Genomic DNA, 16373 nt, shown 5'->3' with positions numbered 1-16373 from the left:
AAACATTTTACAATACTTCACTTATCATTAACTAGTGATGATTTTATCTAAAAAATGAATTTACCAATTCCACTGAGAACTTTCACTACTTATATGTTGCTTAGTTTGGCAAATTAAAAAGGAGTGGCAAAAGCCACTCCTAGTGTCGTGAATAAGAGTTTACTAAGCTTCTTCTACCCATTTTGTACCATAGTAACAATTTAAATATAATTGCTTAATTTGGCTAATTAATGGATATCTTGGGTTAGCACTTGTACATTGATCATCAAATGCATTTACTGCTAATTCATCAACAGCAGCTAAGAATTCTTGTTCATCAACTCCCCATTCTTTAATAGATTTAGGAACACCTAACTCATTCTTTAAACTTTCAATAGCATCAATTAAAGCTTCAACTTTTTCTTCTTGTGTAGCATTAGGTTTAATATGAATGTAAGGAGTATTCTCCTGTTCATTTGCCTTCATATTAATATAATCTGCTAAACGAGCATAACGGCTAATTGCAGAAGGGTAAGAATATTGAGGGAAAGCCGCTTGTTTAGTTGGGGTATCAGTTGCATTGAAACGAATAACGTTAGTTAGTAGTAGAGCATTAGCCATACCGTGTGGAACATGGAACTTAGCACCTAGTTTGTGAGCCATTGAGTGACAAACACCTAGGAATGCATTTGCAAAAGCCATACCAGCAATAGCAGAAGCATTATGAACTTTTTCTCTTGCTACTACATTATCTCCATGATGATAAGCGGTAGGTAAGTACTTAAAGATAATTCTAGCAGCTTCAAGGGATAAGCCGTTAGTATAATCTGTACTCATGCAAGATACTAAAGCTTCAATTGCGTGAGTTAATACATCAATACCACATGAAGCTGTTAAACCTTTTGGCATTCCAACAGCAAGTCTACTGTCAACAATAGCCATAGAAGGAGTTAATGCATAATCAGCAATTGCATATTTAGTACCAGTATTTTCATCAGTGATAATAGCGAAAGGAGTAACCTCAGCACCAGTACCACTAGTTGTAGAAATACATACTAATTCTGATTTTTTTCCCATATTAGGGAAAGCGTAAATTCTTTTTCTTATATCCATGAAACGAAGAGCTAAACCTTCAAATTTAACATCAGGGTTTTCATATAATAACCACATTATTTTAGCAGCATCCATTGGAGAACCACCACCAAGAGCTATAATAACATCTGGTTGGAAGTGATCAATCTTTTCCATTGCAAGTGAGATAGTGCCTAAAGTTGGGTCTGGTTTAACTTGGTGGAATATTTCTGAATCAATTCCTAAGTTATTTAATTCATCAGTAATTAAATCAGTCATACCACTGTTGAATAAATAACTATCTGTAACAATGAAGGCTCTCTTCTTATCTTTTAATTCTTGTAAAGCTACAGGAAGACAACCATATTTGAAATAAATCTTTGAAGGTACTTTGAACCATAACATATTTTCTCTCCTTGCAGCTACAGTTTTGACATTTAATAAATGTTTAGGTCCAACATTTTCACTAACACTGTTATTGCCCCAAGATCCACAACCTAAAGTTAATGAAGGTTCTAATCTGAAGTTATAGATATCACCAATAGCACCTTGAGATGTAGGCATGTTCACTAAAACACGACTTGTTTTTAATACTGATCCAAAATGTTCAATTTTATTTACATCTTTTTCATCAGCGTACAACACACTAGTGTGTCCAAATCCCCCAAGAGCTACTAACTCTTCTGCCATTTGAGCACCTTCTTCAAATGAATTACATTTGAACATACCTAAAACTGGAGATAGTTTTTCATGTGCGAAAGGTTCACTTATATCAATTTTATCACATTCACCAACTAAAACTTTTGATTTTGGTGGTACTTTAAAACCAGCAATATCAGCGATAACTGCTGCAGGTTGTCCAACAATTGCTGGATTAACTGTGCCTCTTTTTGGATCTAATATAACATTCCGAATTTTATTAGTTTCATCTTTAGTTAAGAAATAAGCACCACGACTAATCATTTCTTCTTTAAATTCTTTATATACATCTTTGTGACAAACAATAGCTTGTTCAGAAGCACAAACCACACCGTTATCAAAAGTTTTACTCATTAAAATTGAACTAACAGCCATTTTTATATTTGCTGAGTTATCAATTAAGGCCGGTGTATTTCCAGCACCAACACCGATAGCAGGTTTACCTGAAGAGTAGGCTGCTTTAACCATACCTGGACCACCAGTTGCTAAAATAATGTTAATTAATGGGTTTTTCATTAAATAGTCAGTTTTTTCAATGCTTGGTTCTTCAATATAACCTATAATACCTTCTGGAGCACCAGCTTTTACAGCAGCATCCAAGATGATTTGTGCAGCATGGTTTGTACATTTTTTAGCTCTTGGGTGTGGGCTAAAAATTATAGCGTTTCTTGTTTTTAAAGCAATTAAACTTTTAAAGATAGCAGTACTAGTTGGATTAGTAGTTGGAATAATACCACATACAACACCAATAGGCTCTGCAACTTTTTGAATACCAAACCCAGAATCTCTTTCAATGATTCCACAAGTTACATCATCTTTATATTTATTAAAAATATATTCTGAAGCAAAGTGATTTTTAATAACTTTATCTTCAACAATACCCATTTTTGTTTCTTCAACAGCTTCTTTTGCTAATGAGATACGAGCATTGTTAGCAGCGATAGCAGCAGCTCTAAAGATTTTATCAACTTGTTCTTGTGAGTAAGTTGCAAATTTTTCTTGTGCTTTTGCTGTCTTTTCAATCAAACTTTGTAATTCAAGTTGGCCGGGGAAAAGTTCTTTTGTTTCTTTTGCTTTTGTAGCCATATTTGTCTCCGTGTTTATATATTTGCCTTAAACTCTTAAGACACTTGTAATGTATAAAAAAATATCGATTAGGTCAATACTGTTTTTTTAAATATGTGATATTTTTAAAAATCAACAGTAAATATTCAATCAATAATTGTAATAATATGTTAATTTTTATACTTTATCGATATAAAATGCTTATTTTGTTAATTTAATATGAAAATTAGAATATTAAGTAATTAAAACAGAGAATAAAATGTCATCTTTTTTTGGATGCTTAAATAATGCATTAGTTATTTTAATTTTAATAAAAGATAGTTTTGTGATGATATTTTGGAGTATAAAATAATATGAAATCTGTATTATTTTAATTTAAAATACACCTTCAAACCTTTGTTTATTTTTAATTTAATTTTAAGCTTAAGAAAATAATTACAAAAAATCTTTCATGTTCATATGTGTCTTAATATAATAGATATAAAAAAAGAGCAACTATTAAGTTGCCCTGTATTTGGAGAGAGTATATATATTTTTTTAATTAGTTTATTGAGTAATTGATTGTTACGTTACTTACATAATCACCAGCTGGAAGTTCTTTGTTACCACCCCAGCTAAGGTTGAATTTATTAACTAATTTATCTTTATTAAGACCAGCACTTAAAGTTGAAACTGAATTAATTTGATTTACAGAAGGGGTAATGTTAGATTTATATGGAGTTGAGCCATTTAAAGTAGTTTCAAAAGCTTCAGGTTTTATTTCTACATTAACTGATAAATCACTATTTAAATTACTAGAAGCTACGATAGTAAAATCTTGAGTTTGTCCACCTTCAGTAAGGGATCTAGAAATAAAGATATCATATTCAGTTGTATTATCTTCAATTTTGTCATTGTTATAATAAAGTTCATAAGATACTGGAGTTGAATCTACAGAAGTGTTTAATTGTACTTGAGCTGACTTTGCGCTCATTGATGTTATTGCAATTGCAACTAGTGCTAAGATTGTTAATAATTTTTTCATAATTTGATTTTATCCTTTAAATAAATAGTTTTTTTGTTTTTCTTAATTTCCTTTAAGATGATTTAACTATAAGTTATATTGTAACTTATGTCAACACTAATATAAAAAATAATTAATAAATATTTTAAAATAAATATAACTCTATATATTATAAAGAATTATTATATGTAAATAACTGTAACAATTGATATATTTGATCATAAGATGTAGCTTTTTTCTGAAAATCTAATAAATTTTATATTTTTTTTAATAATTAAGCCCTAAAGCTTACCTTAGGAAAAATAGGTCAGTTTTATTCAACTTCTCCAAACTTATTACATAGCTATTTTAGTTACAAATAACTTATTTATTGTGTTATAAAGCTTAAAATTTGCTTTATTTTAATTTATTTAGCTTTGTTTTATAAAACTTCTGTTGACTTCTACAAACTTATTACATATATTATACATATAAGGAGCATAAGAAATGAGAAAAGCATTTATCTTATTAGTTTTAGTTTTATTAACAACAATGTTTTCATTAACTGCTAAGTCAATGACTGTTCGCATTGTAGCTTATGTTCCTGAAACAATAACTTTTGAAGAAACAGATTCTTCTTTTTCAGTTAAGACTAATATGAGTAATGTAGATTATGGCTTTTATGATCAAAGTGGAAGCTTAGTTTCTCCTCAAGCAGCTGATGTATTAGCAATAAGTGCTATTTAATTTAGATTGATTTATTAAAAAGACAGACAATATATTAACAAAACTTGCATAACCCAATTTCTAAAAGGGAAAATTAGAAATTGGGTTACCTTTTTTTTAATCTAATATACTCTCATAAAAAAAGAGCAACTATTAAGTTGCTCTGTATTTTTAGAAGTTTTTTATTTTATTTATCACTTTAGTTGTGTTTTTCTATTATTGAATGCTGTATTCAACTTTAATATCACTTGTATAATCACCAGCTGTTAGACTTTCATCACCACTCCAGCTTAGGTTAAAAGAGTTTACTGTAAGATCTTTGTGTAAACCAGCTGATATAGAGCTTAATGAAACTTTAGTATTAACTTGTGGTAAAATGTTTGAATCTAAAACAGTTGAACCATTGATAGTTGTTTTAAAAGTTTCAGGAGTTACAGATACTTTAACAGCTAAGTCACTATTTTTATTACTAGAAGCTTTAATAGTAAAGAAATCAGTTTTACCATCTTCTGTTAATGGAGCAACTTCAATTTGTTTTGTATCACCTTCGTTAATGATATTGTTGTTATAATATAAATCATAAGAAACTTCAGTTTCTTCAATTGAAGTATTTAATTGAACTTGAGCTGACTTTGCGCTCATTGATGTCATTGTAATTGCTACTAGTGCTAAGATTGTTAATATTTTTTTCATAATTTGTTTTATCCTTTAAATAAATAGTTTTTTTGTTTTTCTTAATTTCCTTTAAGATGATTTAACTATAAGTTATATTGTAACTTATGTCAACACTAATATAAAAAATAATTAGACAAATTTACAACAAAAATATTAACTTGTTATAATGTAAGTAATTAAATAGTAAAAATAAATTGCAACTTATAGTAAAAGTATACAAAAATGATTTATTTTGCAAAGAATAACTTATTATAATATAAACAAAAAACTAGTGATTTAATAAAAAATCACTAGTAACATTATTATTTTATGAAAGGAGATTGTATTAACTGAGAACCAATTTTTTCCCAATTGTAAAAGATTTATCAACGGGATTAATAGAAGCTATTAAGTTTAAATCTCTTTTTAATCTTATGTTATAACCAATTCCATAGAAAAAATTGTTTAAAGCTTGAATGCCATGTGATATTATTAATCCAGCACCCATTAATTGTAAGATAGGCGCATATCCATCAATATCTTGAGAAACGCTTGAGGTTGAGCTAGAAAAAACTGATAAAACAATCCAAACTGTAGCCATTGCTCCTAGACCATAAGTAATAATGCTAGTATCTATATTAAAAAATACTCTACTAGTTAGAACTTGTCCTTGTGATTTTGCACCTGAACCAAAGCCTAAAACTAAACTTTTTAATGTTGGCCATAGTACTGGAATCTTGCTTTCCTTATAAAAAAGATCTAAATCAGAATTACTATCAAGAGTGTCAATTTTTAATTTTAAATCTTTATAATAAGGATACTTTTGATTTTGATATCCTTTATCTATTGCAATTGCTTCGTCTGAAATTTTACTTGCTGTGTTTAATGCTGTTGCAGTAAGTGTTTCAGCAGCATATAGGGTTGAAAAGGAAATAGTAAACAACAAGAAAGTAATTAAAACTTTTTTCATTAGAATTTGTCCTCCTTTTTTAAATTTTATCATTTTATGCTTGAATGTAAAGGATAAATAATTTAATTTTATTTAGGAAAGTAAATAGTTTGATTGAATTATCTAATACGACATGCAACAAAGAAAAATTATGTGTTTTTTGTGTTGAGTTTTTATTTGTTTTGTATAAATTGTTGTTTTATACTATAATTTGTAATATATAGTTTGATATAGTATAATTCAAAAAAGGGTTAGTGAATATGGAAAGTGATAAGAACGCGTTAATTTATGTTATAGAAGATCATCAAGTAATTGCAAATGGTGTTAAACAATATTTAGAGTTTAGTAATTTAGATTGTAAAGTATTTTATGACTTAGAGAGTGCAAAAAAAGCTTTTGAAGATAAATTGCCAGATTTATTAATTCAAGATGTTATGCTTCCTGATGGTGATGGATTTTCTTTCGTTAAAAATTTAAGACAAAAATATAATTTCCCAGTAATTTTTATGACCGCAAGAGCAGATGAATCTGATAGAATATTAGGATTTGAACTTGGTGCAGATGATTATATAACAAAACCATTCTCTCCTAAGGAATTAGTTTTAAGAGTTCAAGCTGTTTTAAGAAGAACTAACCAGCCAGGCTCACAAACCCCAGAAGTTAGTATATTTAAAAAAGATGGAACACTTTTATATGTTGACAGAGAAGCTCACTCTCTTAAGGTTAATGATGAAGAAGTAATTTTAACCGCAGCCGAATGGAGAGTTCTTTTATGCTTAATAGATAGTTCTCATTTATTAGTTTCAAGAGCTAAAATTTTAGAACAATGTTTTAATTATTCTAGTGAATCATATGAGAGAATTGTTGATACTCATATAAAAAATATTAGAGCAAAGCTAGGACATGGCAATTGGATTGAAACAGTTAGAGGTTATGGGTATCGTTTTGTTGGTGTAAACACTAATGATTATTAATAAAGAGAAAATTATTGTATGAAAAAATTATTTGGTCGACTATTTATTTCTATTTTAAGTGTCTCTTTATTAGTACTTTTTTTTGTACTCTTTTTCATTGGCATTTTTTACGTAAGAGCATCAAAACAGTGGTCCAATAATTCTTTTGACGAATTTTCAAATAAATTCGCACTTTGTTTAGCTGAAGATAATGAATCTCCAAACTTAAAAAATGTTATTTCAAATGCACTAGATTGTGCATTAGAAGATAACAGAATTAGTGGGTTGATATTTAGAGATGCAGAAGGGCGAATTGTTTATTCTTTAGGAAAAACACAATTAGGAGATATATTATCACATAGGGACATGCCTTTAGATGGTAGAGAGCGACCTATGGATATGAATTTTTTACATAATACTCGATTTGAAATAGGTGGGATTGAGACAAATTCTTATCGGACTGTTGTAACAAATAGTCCTCTATCATTAATTCAAACTAAAACACTAGAAGATCAATTATTAGTTGATTTAATAAAAATTAATGAAAATAGAAGTGCTTTTGAAAAAAGAAAAATAGAAGTACCTTTAGAAGTTGATGCAAAATCAATCACAGGGTCTGTTATAATTATAGATAATGATGAATTTTCATATGCTATAGATGTTTTAGTCTTTACTCCATCAACTTACAAAAATAGTAAAGACATATTTAGTGTTGGTTTAATATGGTTAATTAGTATTATATTAATAGCTTTACAATTTTCTTTAGTTTTAAGTTATCACTTTTCAAGACAATTAGAAAATTATGCTAAGGGATTAAGGAAAGCACTTTTTCAACTATCAAAGGGTAAAGAAAATGTTGATTTACCACACTATAATGTTGAAGAGTATCAACAAATAAATCAGGCTGTACAACTTTTAGATAAAGATTTGTCACAAAATAGAAAAAATAGAAAGGCTTGGCTTAGAAATATAACACACGATTTAAATACGCCAGTAACATCGATGCAAATCTTATTGGATGGGATAGAAGATAAAATCTTCCCATTAAATGAAGATACCATTTCTTTATTAAAAAAAGAACATACTGATTTATCTACTAGGATAAAAAGAGTTGTACTTTATGCTTCTCTACAAAGTCCAGATAAACAAATATACATATCAGTATGTAGGACTCAAGATATAATAAGTTCAGTTAAAAAAGCTATAGGTGATGTTGAGAGAATTAAGTTTATTGAATTTGATAAAGAGATAGTAGCTGAATTTTCTTCTATCGTATTAGCTATAACATGTTTAGTTGAAAATGCTATTCAATATGGAACAGGTGAGGTGTTAGTCGAAATTTCTAAAAATCAAGTAAAAGTTATTAATAAGGGAACTATATTAAACGATATTTCGATATTTGAACCTTGGGAAAGAGGTGATAAGGGCAGAACTCAAGGTGGAAATGGTTTAGGTTTACCTATCGCCCACGAGGTTATGAGATTACATAATGGAAAAATCTCTTTAGCTCAAGTGGATGATAAGGTAGTTGCACTTTTAAAATGGAGTGCAAAAGTTTAGAGGGATTGTTGTAAAATAATATTCCCATCAAAATCATAAATTGTGAAAGTATTACTTTCATAAATCATATAACTATTATTATAATCCCCTTTTGGGATAGATATAGACCCTGGATTAAAATGATGGAATTTATTATCTATTTTTTCATAGAGCGGTATATGCGTATGCCCTGTTAATAAGACATCATTATAATTTAATTTAGGAAACTGATGGTGTCCATGTGTTAAATAGAACATTTTTCCATCTACGAAAAGATTGCTATGTTCGCTAGAAACATCAAAATCTAAAACCATTTGATCAACTTCAGCTTCACAATTTCCCTTTATAGCAATAATATTTGATGAAATATCATTCAAAAGTGATATAACTTTTTTAGGATTATAATCTTTAGGTAAATCGTTTCTAGGACCATGGTATAATATGTCACCAAGAAGGATTAATTTATCCATTTTCTTTTGTTCATATATATCAATTAATTTTTTAGCATAGTAATAGCTACCGTGTATATCTGATGCAATTAATAATTTCATAATGCTTATTATATATCAACAAAACAGTTTAATTGCAAGTAATGAAAAAAATGTATTGCACTTTATTTCAGTTTATGTTATAAAAACAATCGTTCTAAGAACAGATGAATAAATGGGGCCGTAACTCAGTGGGAGAGTATCACGTTGACATCGTGGGAGTCGTTGGTTCAAATCCAATCGGCCCCAATTTTTTTATCAAATCTAAAAAATTGATCACTTTATATTCAAAAAGTATTATTTTCACTATAAAAGTTCAAAAAAAAGAATTTTAATAATAAAAAATCTAAAATAATTTAAGTATATTCTTCACAAGATTTAAAAACTACTTTATCTTAATAGAAGTTGTATATACAGGAGGACAATATTTTGAAAAAAATCAAAATGACTACACCCTTAGTCGAATTAGATGGTGATGAAATGACTAGAATACTATGGAAAATGATTAAAGATGATTTAATCTTACCATTTGTAGATTTAAAAGCTGAGTATTATGATTTAGGCTTAGTTCACAGAGAAGAGACTAAAGATGCGGTCACTTATGAAGCAGCTCATGCAATTGCTAAATATGGTGTAGGTGTAAAATGTGCTACAATAACACCTAATGAACAGAGAATGAGTGAATATAATTTAAGTGAAAAATATAAAAGTCCTAATGGCACATTAAGAGCTATTTTAGATGGAACAGTTTTTAGAACTCCAATTTGTATTGATTCAATTAAACCTGTTGTAAAAAATTGGATAAAACCAATAACAATAGCTCGTCATGCATACGGTGATGTTTATAAGGCAACTGAATACAGGGTAAAAGAAGAAGGTAAAGCTGAATTAGTATTTACAGATAAAAATGGCAAAGAACAATTTAGAGAAACTATATATGATTTTGAATGCCCAGGTGTTATTCAAGGAATGTATAACAAAGACTCTTCAATAAAAAGCTTTGCAAGATCTTGTTTTGCTTATGCATTAGACGCTAAAGAAGACTTATGGTTTTCAAGCAAAGATACAATTAGTAAAAGCTATGACCAACATTTTAGAGATGTATTTGAAGAAATTTTCGAAAAAGAATATAAAGATGCTTTTGAAAAAGCAGGAATTACTTATTTCTATACTTTAATTGATGATGCAATTGCTAGAGTTATAAGAAGTGAAGGTGGTTTTGTTTGGGCATGTAAGAACTACGATGGAGATGTTATGAGTGATATGATATCAACAGCATTTGGTTCTTTAGCAATGATGACTAGTGTTCTTGTATCTCCTGATGGAAAATATGAATTTGAAGCAGCACATGGTACTGTAACTCGACACTACTATAAATATCTAGAAGGCGAAGATACTTCAACAAATCCAATGGCTACAATTTTTGCTTGGTCAGGTGCTTTTAGAAAACGTGGTGAATTAGATAATAATCAAGAGTTAGTTAAATATGCTGATTCATTAGAAAAAGCTTGTTTTGATACATTAAATAGTGGCATAATGACTAAAGATTTAGTACATTTAGCTGAAGGTATTGAAACAAAGCAAGTAAATTCAAAAGATTTTATCAAAGAGATTAGAAAAAATTTAGAAGTTATACTAAATAACTAAAAAAATATTGATTAATTAAAAAAATTCTTGGATGTTTTACCATCCAAGATTTTTTTATATACATTCTACAATATCAATATTTTGAGGTTCACCAATAATAAAAAAGTCTTTTTTATCATTAAAAGGTTGATTAATCTCTACAAAATCTCTAATTGACATTTGTTCTAAAAGGCTTAATTGATTTGGTTCATAATATAAAGATAGAATTGGAGAAGTTGCATAATCTAAATAATAAGAAAGACCTTGATTAAGTTCAATATAAGATAATAAAGCTTTAGAGTATTTAGATGAAGAAAATTCGTCAACTAATTGATGAATAAAAATATCTTGCAACTCAAAAATATCTGTTTGATTCACTTCATTTTCACTATAATTTTCATCTAAAAAATCATTGAATTTTAGAAATAAAGAAGATGGGGATAAGTCAAAAGTATCACACACAACTTTCATGAACATAACAGCTGAACCTTTAGTATAGAAATAATCACATCCACGTTTTAATTTTAAAGCATCATTAATATCTTCTTTTGAATAGTAAGGGCTTTCGATAAAATTATAAGGAGATTGGTGGTCAAAATTTATCTGATATTTTTTTGTTTCTTCATATATTTTAGTTCCAGGTAATAAAGATAAAATAAAAATATCAATATTGCTTGGTTTACAAAAAACGGTAAAATCCAAACTTTGCTTAAATAGTTCTATACTATCGTATGGAAGACCAATAATTAAATCTAAACCATAAACTAAATTTCTTTTTTCTAATAAAGTGATTTTTTCTTTAAATAATTCTTTGTCAAAAGATCTATTAACACTTTTTAAAACATCTTGATGGATACTTTGTAAACCAATTTGTAGAGAGCAAAAAATATCACTAAAAGCATCTGCAATATCTTCATCTAAGAGTTCAGCTCTTATTTCAAAAGTAAAATGTATAAAAGGGGCCCTATCTCTTATAAGATGTAAAATTTTTAAAGTTCTTTTTTTATCAATATTGAAAGTTGGATCTAGAACAAAAACATCTGTAACACCTTTTTCAATGATATAATCCAATTCTTTTTCAATTCTTTCGAAAGGATAATTTCTAACACTTCTAAGACCTTTTGATTCAAAACAGAATCCGCATCTAAAAGGACAACCTCTAGTCATCTCCCAAAGAATAGAACAATCTTCATAGAGAAATGGATCACTAGCGTGAGTTAAAATAGGGGAAGATAGAGTTGTTAGATCAATATTTGGAGAGTAAGAAAGAGAGGGATTATCTAAACTTATAATGCCTTTTGCAATAAGTTTCTCGTTATTTAGTAATTTTTTAATAGCGATTACGGTAGTTTCTTCACCTTCGCCAGCGATTAGAAACTTGTAAGTATTTAGATCAAAACTTTTAGTGTTAGCACTAACTTCACTTCCACCAGCAAAAATTAAAATATTGGGATTTTTTTTCTTTAAAGTATCTGTAAAAACATCAACCCATTCTCTATTCCATAAATATATAGAAAGTCCTACTAGCTGAGTAGAAGACGATGCAATTTGTATTGCTACATCTTTAGGATCACTTTCTAAGTCGAATAATAAAGTTTCTACTTTAGTTTTACTATTTAATTCCTTATCACTTTTAATAGCAGCTTCAATACAAAGAGCTCCGAGAGGATAAGAAAGATTAGATTTTTCAATTGCTATTGATATTAATGTTATATTCACACAATGTAGCTTATCAAAAATAGTTAAAGTTATAAAGATATAGACATTAATTATTACTTATACTATCTATTATCATTTAAAGAAGCTAAAATTTTTGATAGAGTAAAATTACATTAAAAATAAGTGAGATATAAAATTGAATAGAGATTTGTTCATACCAACTACAAAAGAAGATATGTTAAAACGAGGTTGGTCCTATGTAGATATAGTTATGATAAGTGGTGATGCCTACGTAGATCATCCATCCTTTGGAGTACCTTTATTAGCACGACTTTTAGAAAGTCGAGGTTATAAAGTTGGAATAATTGCCCAACCGAGATGGGATAGAATAGATGATTTCTTAATATTTGGAAAGCCAAGGCTTTGTTGTATGATAGGTAGTGGTAACATAGATTCAATGGTATCTCATTATACAAGTGCTAATAAAAGACGAAGTAATGATTATTATACTCCAGGTGGAAAAGCAGGAAGCAGACCAGATAGGGCAGCAATAGTATATACAACAAAAGCAAAAGAAGCTTTCGGTAAAGATGTTCCTATTATACTTGGAGGTATTGAAGCCTCATTAAGAAAATTTTCACATTATGATGTCTGGAGTGATAAAGTAAGACATTCAATAATTTTAGATTCGAAAGCAGATTTAGTAATATTTGGTATGGGCGAATTACAGACATTAGAGATAGCAAAAAGATTGGATAAAGGGGAAACAATAGACCAATTAATTGATATTAAGGGTACATTATTAGCATTTTCTAAGAAAAAATTTGAACAAATTCGACCTAAGATAAAATATCCTATATTTGAATTACCTAGTTTTGAGCAAGTTAGTGAAAGAGATAAACAAAGCAATAGCCCAACTGAAGAAGGTAAATTAAATTACGCAAAAGCATTTCAAATACAAATGCTACATGAAAACCCTATGCGAGAAGAGTGTTTATTACAAAAATCTGAAAATCGTTATGTACTTAGGAATCCTATAGCTAGAGGCTTAACCCAAAAAGAAATGGATGAATTATATGAACTTCCTTTCACTAGAGTCTCACACGTAGATTATGATAAATACGGTGGAATTCCTGCATTGAATGAAGTACAATTTTCAATAACTAGTAATAGGGGATGTTATGGAGGGTGCTCGTTTTGTGCCATTACTACACATCAAGGTAGAATGATTCAAACAAGGAGTAAAGAATCTTTAGTTAGAGAAGCTACCCTTCTAACCAAGCTACCTAATTTTAAGGGGTATATTCATGACTTAGGTGGTCCAACAGCAAACTTTCAAGCAGTTGCTTGTGATAAGCAGTTAATAAGCGGCCCTTGTGATACTAAACAGTGTCTATTTCCAACGCCCTGCAAAAATTTAAAAGATTCTCATTTAAGATATCTAGATATTTTAGAGGCAATTGAAAAAGTAAAAGGAGTAAAAAAAGTATTTATTAGATCTGGTATCAGATTTGATTATTTAATGGAAGTTTGTGATCCTAAAACAAGAGATAAGTTTTTAAAACATTTAGTATTAAATAATGTAAGTGGACAATTGAAAATAGCGCCAGAGCATGTAGATCCATCAGTATTAGATATTATGGGTAAACCTAGGGTTGAAGTATATGATTCGTTTATTAAAGCCTTTAAAGAAACAAATGAAAAATACCATAAGAAGCAATATACTATTCCATATTTTATAGCAGCACATCCAGGATCAACACTAGATAGTGCAATAAATCTAGCACTCCATTCAAAAAGTGTAGGCTTTGTTCCAGATCAAGGACAAGAGTTTTATCCAACACCTGCAACAGTATCTACTTGTATGTATTATACAGGTTATGATCCTCGTCCTAATAGGAATTTTGCTAAAGTATATGTACCAAAAGGAAGAGAAAAAAGACTCCAAAGAGCTATACTTCAATTTAACAAAGCTGAGAATAGAAGTTTAGTTAAAGAGGCTTTAACTAAAGCCAATAGATTAGATTTAATTAATGTACTAAAACCAACTGATAATCATTATTTGCATAAAAATAGAAAAAATATACATAAAAAATCCCATATTAAGCCTTAAATTGTCGAAAATAAATTGACACATTTTTCCAATGTGATTACTATATTCGAAAAAGTAAATTTTTTCGTAGCTGGGGGGCTTATATGAAAAAGAAAGAAATCGATTGGAGTAACTTAGGTTTTACATATACTAAGACAGACAAAAGATATGTAGCATCTTGTAAAAATGGTAAATGGGAAAAAGGCCAACTTATTGATGATGAAACCATAACACTTAATGAGAGTGCTGGTGTTTTTCAATATGCACAAACCTGTTTCGAAGGCTTAAAAGCTTATACCACTAAAGATGATAAAATTGTTGTATTTAGACCTGAGTTAAATGCTAAAAGAATGGCTGATACTTGTAAGAGATTATGTATTCCAGAACTTCCTACAGAAATGTTTTTGGATGCAGTTGAGCAAGTAGTTAAAGCTAATGCAGCTTATGTACCTCCATTTGGCACATCTGCTTCATTATATTTAAGACCCTTTATTATTGGATCTTCTCCTGTTATTGGAGTTAAGGCATGTGATGAATATCAATTTAGATTATTTGCGATACCCGTTGGTGCTTATTTTAAAGGCGGTTTATCACCAATCAAAATAATGGTTAGTGATTATGATAGAGCTGCCCCAAGGGGAACTGGTGATATTAAAGCTGGTTTAAACTATGCAATGAGCCTATATGCAGGAAAATTAGCTAAATCTCAAGGTTATGCTGAAAATATGTTTCTTGATGCAAAAACTAGAACATATGTTGAAGAAACTGGAGGCGCAAACTTTATATTTGTAACTAAAGATAATAAAATTGTAACCCCCAAAAGTGATTCTATCTTACCTTCTATTACTAGAAGATCTTTGTTAGTAGTTGCTAAAGAAGTTCTTGGGTTAGAAGTTGAAGAGAGAAAAGTTAGATTAGACGAAATAGAAAACTTTGCTGAATGTGGTTTATGTGGTACAGCAGCAGTTATTTCTCCTGTTGGGTTAGTCCATACAAAAGACAAGGATATTACATTTAATGGCGATGGTACTGAAGTTGGTCCTGTAATTATGAAATTGTATAAGACACTTGTTGGTATTCAACTAGGTGAAATCGAAGCTCCAGGCGACTGGGTTAAAGTTATTCTATAATTAATTAACTTAATAAAAAAAGAGGACATGATTAGTCCTCTTTTTTTAGTACATTAATCAAGTAAGAGTTTTTTTTACGAAACCGTCCTCTCACACCACCGCGTCATACCACTCAATGTTGAAGTAGTGCCAATTTTCTTTTAATAATTTAAGGCCTTCTTCTTGCTAGAAAGTCAAAGTTAATGATATCTTTTTCTTTGGCTTCTTAGTGTTTTTCAACATATAATCTTAATTTATTAACTAGTTTTAGTTTTTCATGCAATAACTCATTTTCCAATAACTAGTTGAGATTAGAAATGCTTTCTTAAGTTTCCACTCATTAGTCTTTAATAGTCTTAATTGATGTTTTAACTTTTTATTAGTCTTCCAGATTTTGAAAGAATATTGTCTACCCCTTCTTTGTATCCAATGCATTATGACTTTAAGCTTACTTTTTATAAAACTTCTATCATAGTAATTTATGTAGCCTCTAAGTAAACTATTCAATTCATAAATTACTCTCTCTCTAATGAAACTCCTCTGTATCTTTTTGTAATTTCTCTTATTCTAGCTTTTAACTTTTCAAGACTTTTTTCTCTTGGAACACATCTACAAAGATTTAATACTACATCCGCAACCTTCTTTTATCGTGTTTGAAATACAAATCCAAGAATTTTAGCTCCATCTGCTACCATCTATAATACATAATTACACATTGCAGTATAATTTGTTATTATAATTGGTGTTATTTAGGCTTCCTTAATACTGCATTTGCCATCAAC

General features: G+C 29.2%; 13 protein-coding genes and 1 tRNA gene. 7 read left to right on the top strand and 7 right to left on the bottom strand.

The window, feature by feature from the left end; all coding sequences use genetic code 11:
- Positions 1 to 162 precede the first annotated feature (162 nt).
- Together adhE and ACZ5SO_RS05380 are read right to left on the bottom strand one after the other, a co-directional pair.
- Complete coding sequence (adhE, locus tag ACZ5SO_RS05385) at positions 163 to 2835, bottom strand: bifunctional acetaldehyde-CoA/alcohol dehydrogenase (protein ID WP_464627308.1); 2673 nt, start codon at positions 2833 to 2835, stop codon at positions 163 to 165.
- 520 nt (positions 2836 to 3355) lie between these two features.
- Positions 3356 to 3838: a hypothetical protein gene (locus ACZ5SO_RS05380; protein ID WP_464627307.1), complete on the bottom strand. Its 483-nt coding sequence runs from the start codon at positions 3836 to 3838 to the stop codon at positions 3356 to 3358.
- A 465-nt stretch (positions 3839 to 4303) separates the two neighbouring features.
- Between ACZ5SO_RS05380 and ACZ5SO_RS05375 the strand changes: the two genes are divergently transcribed.
- The gene (locus tag ACZ5SO_RS05375) at positions 4304 to 4543 is read left to right on the top strand and encodes a hypothetical protein (protein ID WP_464624267.1); all 240 of its coding nucleotides are present in this window, start codon (positions 4304 to 4306) and stop codon (positions 4541 to 4543) included.
- Between the two features lie 195 nt (positions 4544 to 4738).
- Here the strand turns inward: ACZ5SO_RS05375 and ACZ5SO_RS05370 are convergent, their stop codons facing one another.
- On the bottom strand, positions 4739 to 5215 hold the full coding sequence (locus ACZ5SO_RS05370) for a hypothetical protein (RefSeq protein ID WP_464627305.1): 477 nt from the start codon (positions 5213 to 5215) through the stop codon (positions 4739 to 4741).
- Between the two features lie 307 nt (positions 5216 to 5522).
- Positions 5523 to 6146 carry a hypothetical protein gene (locus tag ACZ5SO_RS05365; RefSeq protein ID WP_464627304.1) on the bottom strand — a complete coding sequence of 208 codons (624 nt, stop codon included), beginning with the start codon at positions 6144 to 6146 and terminating at the stop codon, positions 5523 to 5525.
- Positions 6147 to 6385: 239 nt separating this feature from the next.
- Here ACZ5SO_RS05365 and ACZ5SO_RS05360 point away from each other — a divergent pair, with 239 nt between their 5' ends.
- Together ACZ5SO_RS05360 and ACZ5SO_RS05355 are read left to right on the top strand one after the other, a co-directional pair.
- Positions 6386 to 7099: a response regulator transcription factor gene (locus tag ACZ5SO_RS05360; RefSeq protein ID WP_464627303.1), complete on the top strand. Its 714-nt coding sequence runs from the start codon at positions 6386 to 6388 to the stop codon at positions 7097 to 7099.
- A gap of 18 nt (positions 7100 to 7117) precedes the next feature.
- Positions 7118 to 8638 carry a sensor histidine kinase gene (locus ACZ5SO_RS05355; protein ID WP_464627301.1) on the top strand — a complete coding sequence of 507 codons (1521 nt, stop codon included), beginning with the start codon at positions 7118 to 7120 and terminating at the stop codon, positions 8636 to 8638.
- On the opposite strand, the gene yfcE is transcribed toward ACZ5SO_RS05355, so the two are convergent.
- The gene (yfcE, locus tag ACZ5SO_RS05350; protein WP_464627299.1) at positions 8635 to 9168 is read right to left on the bottom strand and encodes a phosphodiesterase; all 534 of its coding nucleotides are present in this window, start codon (positions 9166 to 9168) and stop codon (positions 8635 to 8637) included. The two genes, ACZ5SO_RS05355 and yfcE, sit on opposite strands and share 4 nt — an antisense overlap.
- Before the next feature lie 114 nt (positions 9169 to 9282).
- Here yfcE and ACZ5SO_RS05345 point away from each other — a divergent pair.
- Both ACZ5SO_RS05345 and ACZ5SO_RS05340 read left to right on the top strand, forming a co-directional pair.
- Positions 9283 to 9354, top strand: a tRNA-Val gene (locus ACZ5SO_RS05345).
- 180 nt (positions 9355 to 9534) lie between these two features.
- Entirely contained in the window at positions 9535 to 10752 is a 1218-nt protein-coding gene (locus ACZ5SO_RS05340) for an NADP-dependent isocitrate dehydrogenase (RefSeq protein ID WP_464627297.1), read from the top strand.
- Positions 10753 to 10806: 54 nt separating this feature from the next.
- Here ACZ5SO_RS05340 and ACZ5SO_RS05335 read toward each other — a convergent pair whose 3' ends face one another.
- A complete protein-coding gene (locus tag ACZ5SO_RS05335) occupies positions 10807 to 12450 on the bottom strand; it encodes a B12-binding domain-containing radical SAM protein (protein WP_464627296.1) in 1644 nt (547 codons plus the stop codon).
- 136 nt (positions 12451 to 12586) lie between these two features.
- Here ACZ5SO_RS05335 and ACZ5SO_RS05330 point away from each other — a divergent pair, with 136 nt between their 5' ends.
- Together ACZ5SO_RS05330 and ACZ5SO_RS05325 are read left to right on the top strand one after the other, a co-directional pair.
- Positions 12587 to 14503, top strand: coding sequence for a YgiQ family radical SAM protein (locus ACZ5SO_RS05330; protein ID WP_464627295.1), 1917 nt, complete (start codon positions 12587 to 12589; stop codon positions 14501 to 14503).
- An 83-nt stretch (positions 14504 to 14586) separates the two neighbouring features.
- Positions 14587 to 15612 carry a branched-chain amino acid aminotransferase gene (locus ACZ5SO_RS05325; protein ID WP_464627294.1) on the top strand — a complete coding sequence of 342 codons (1026 nt, stop codon included), beginning with the start codon at positions 14587 to 14589 and terminating at the stop codon, positions 15610 to 15612.
- 246 nt (positions 15613 to 15858) lie between these two features.
- Here ACZ5SO_RS05325 and ACZ5SO_RS05320 read toward each other — a convergent pair whose 3' ends face one another.
- Complete coding sequence (locus tag ACZ5SO_RS05320; protein WP_464627832.1) at positions 15859 to 16107, bottom strand: group II intron maturase-specific domain-containing protein; 249 nt, start codon at positions 16105 to 16107, stop codon at positions 15859 to 15861.
- Positions 16108 to 16373: the final 266 nt, after the last annotated feature.

The sequence above is a fragment of the Pleomorphochaeta naphthae genome, from assembly GCF_055396005.1.
This window is presented reverse-complemented; position numbering and strand designations above follow the sequence as displayed.

Excerpts from the sequence above, each read along its gene's own strand:
- adhE (WP_464627308.1), bottom strand. The coding sequence starts at position 2,835 with ATGGCTACAAAAGCAAAAGAAACAAAAGAACTTTTCCCCGGCCAACTT.
- ACZ5SO_RS05380 (WP_464627307.1), bottom strand. The coding sequence starts at position 3,838 with ATGAAAAAATTATTAACAATCTTAGCACTAGTTGCAATTGCAATAACA.
- ACZ5SO_RS05375 (WP_464624267.1), top strand. The coding sequence starts at position 4,304 with ATGAGAAAAGCATTTATCTTATTAGTTTTAGTTTTATTAACAACAATG.
- ACZ5SO_RS05370 (WP_464627305.1), bottom strand. The coding sequence starts at position 5,215 with ATGAAAAAAATATTAACAATCTTAGCACTAGTAGCAATTACAATGACA.
- ACZ5SO_RS05365 (WP_464627304.1), bottom strand. The coding sequence starts at position 6,146 with ATGAAAAAAGTTTTAATTACTTTCTTGTTGTTTACTATTTCCTTTTCA.
- ACZ5SO_RS05360 (WP_464627303.1), top strand. The coding sequence starts at position 6,386 with ATGGAAAGTGATAAGAACGCGTTAATTTATGTTATAGAAGATCATCAA.
- ACZ5SO_RS05355 (WP_464627301.1), top strand. The coding sequence starts at position 7,118 with ATGAAAAAATTATTTGGTCGACTATTTATTTCTATTTTAAGTGTCTCT.
- yfcE (WP_464627299.1), bottom strand. The coding sequence starts at position 9,168 with ATGAAATTATTAATTGCATCAGATATACACGGTAGCTATTACTATGCT.
- ACZ5SO_RS05325 (WP_464627294.1), top strand. The coding sequence starts at position 14,587 with ATGAAAAAGAAAGAAATCGATTGGAGTAACTTAGGTTTTACATATACT.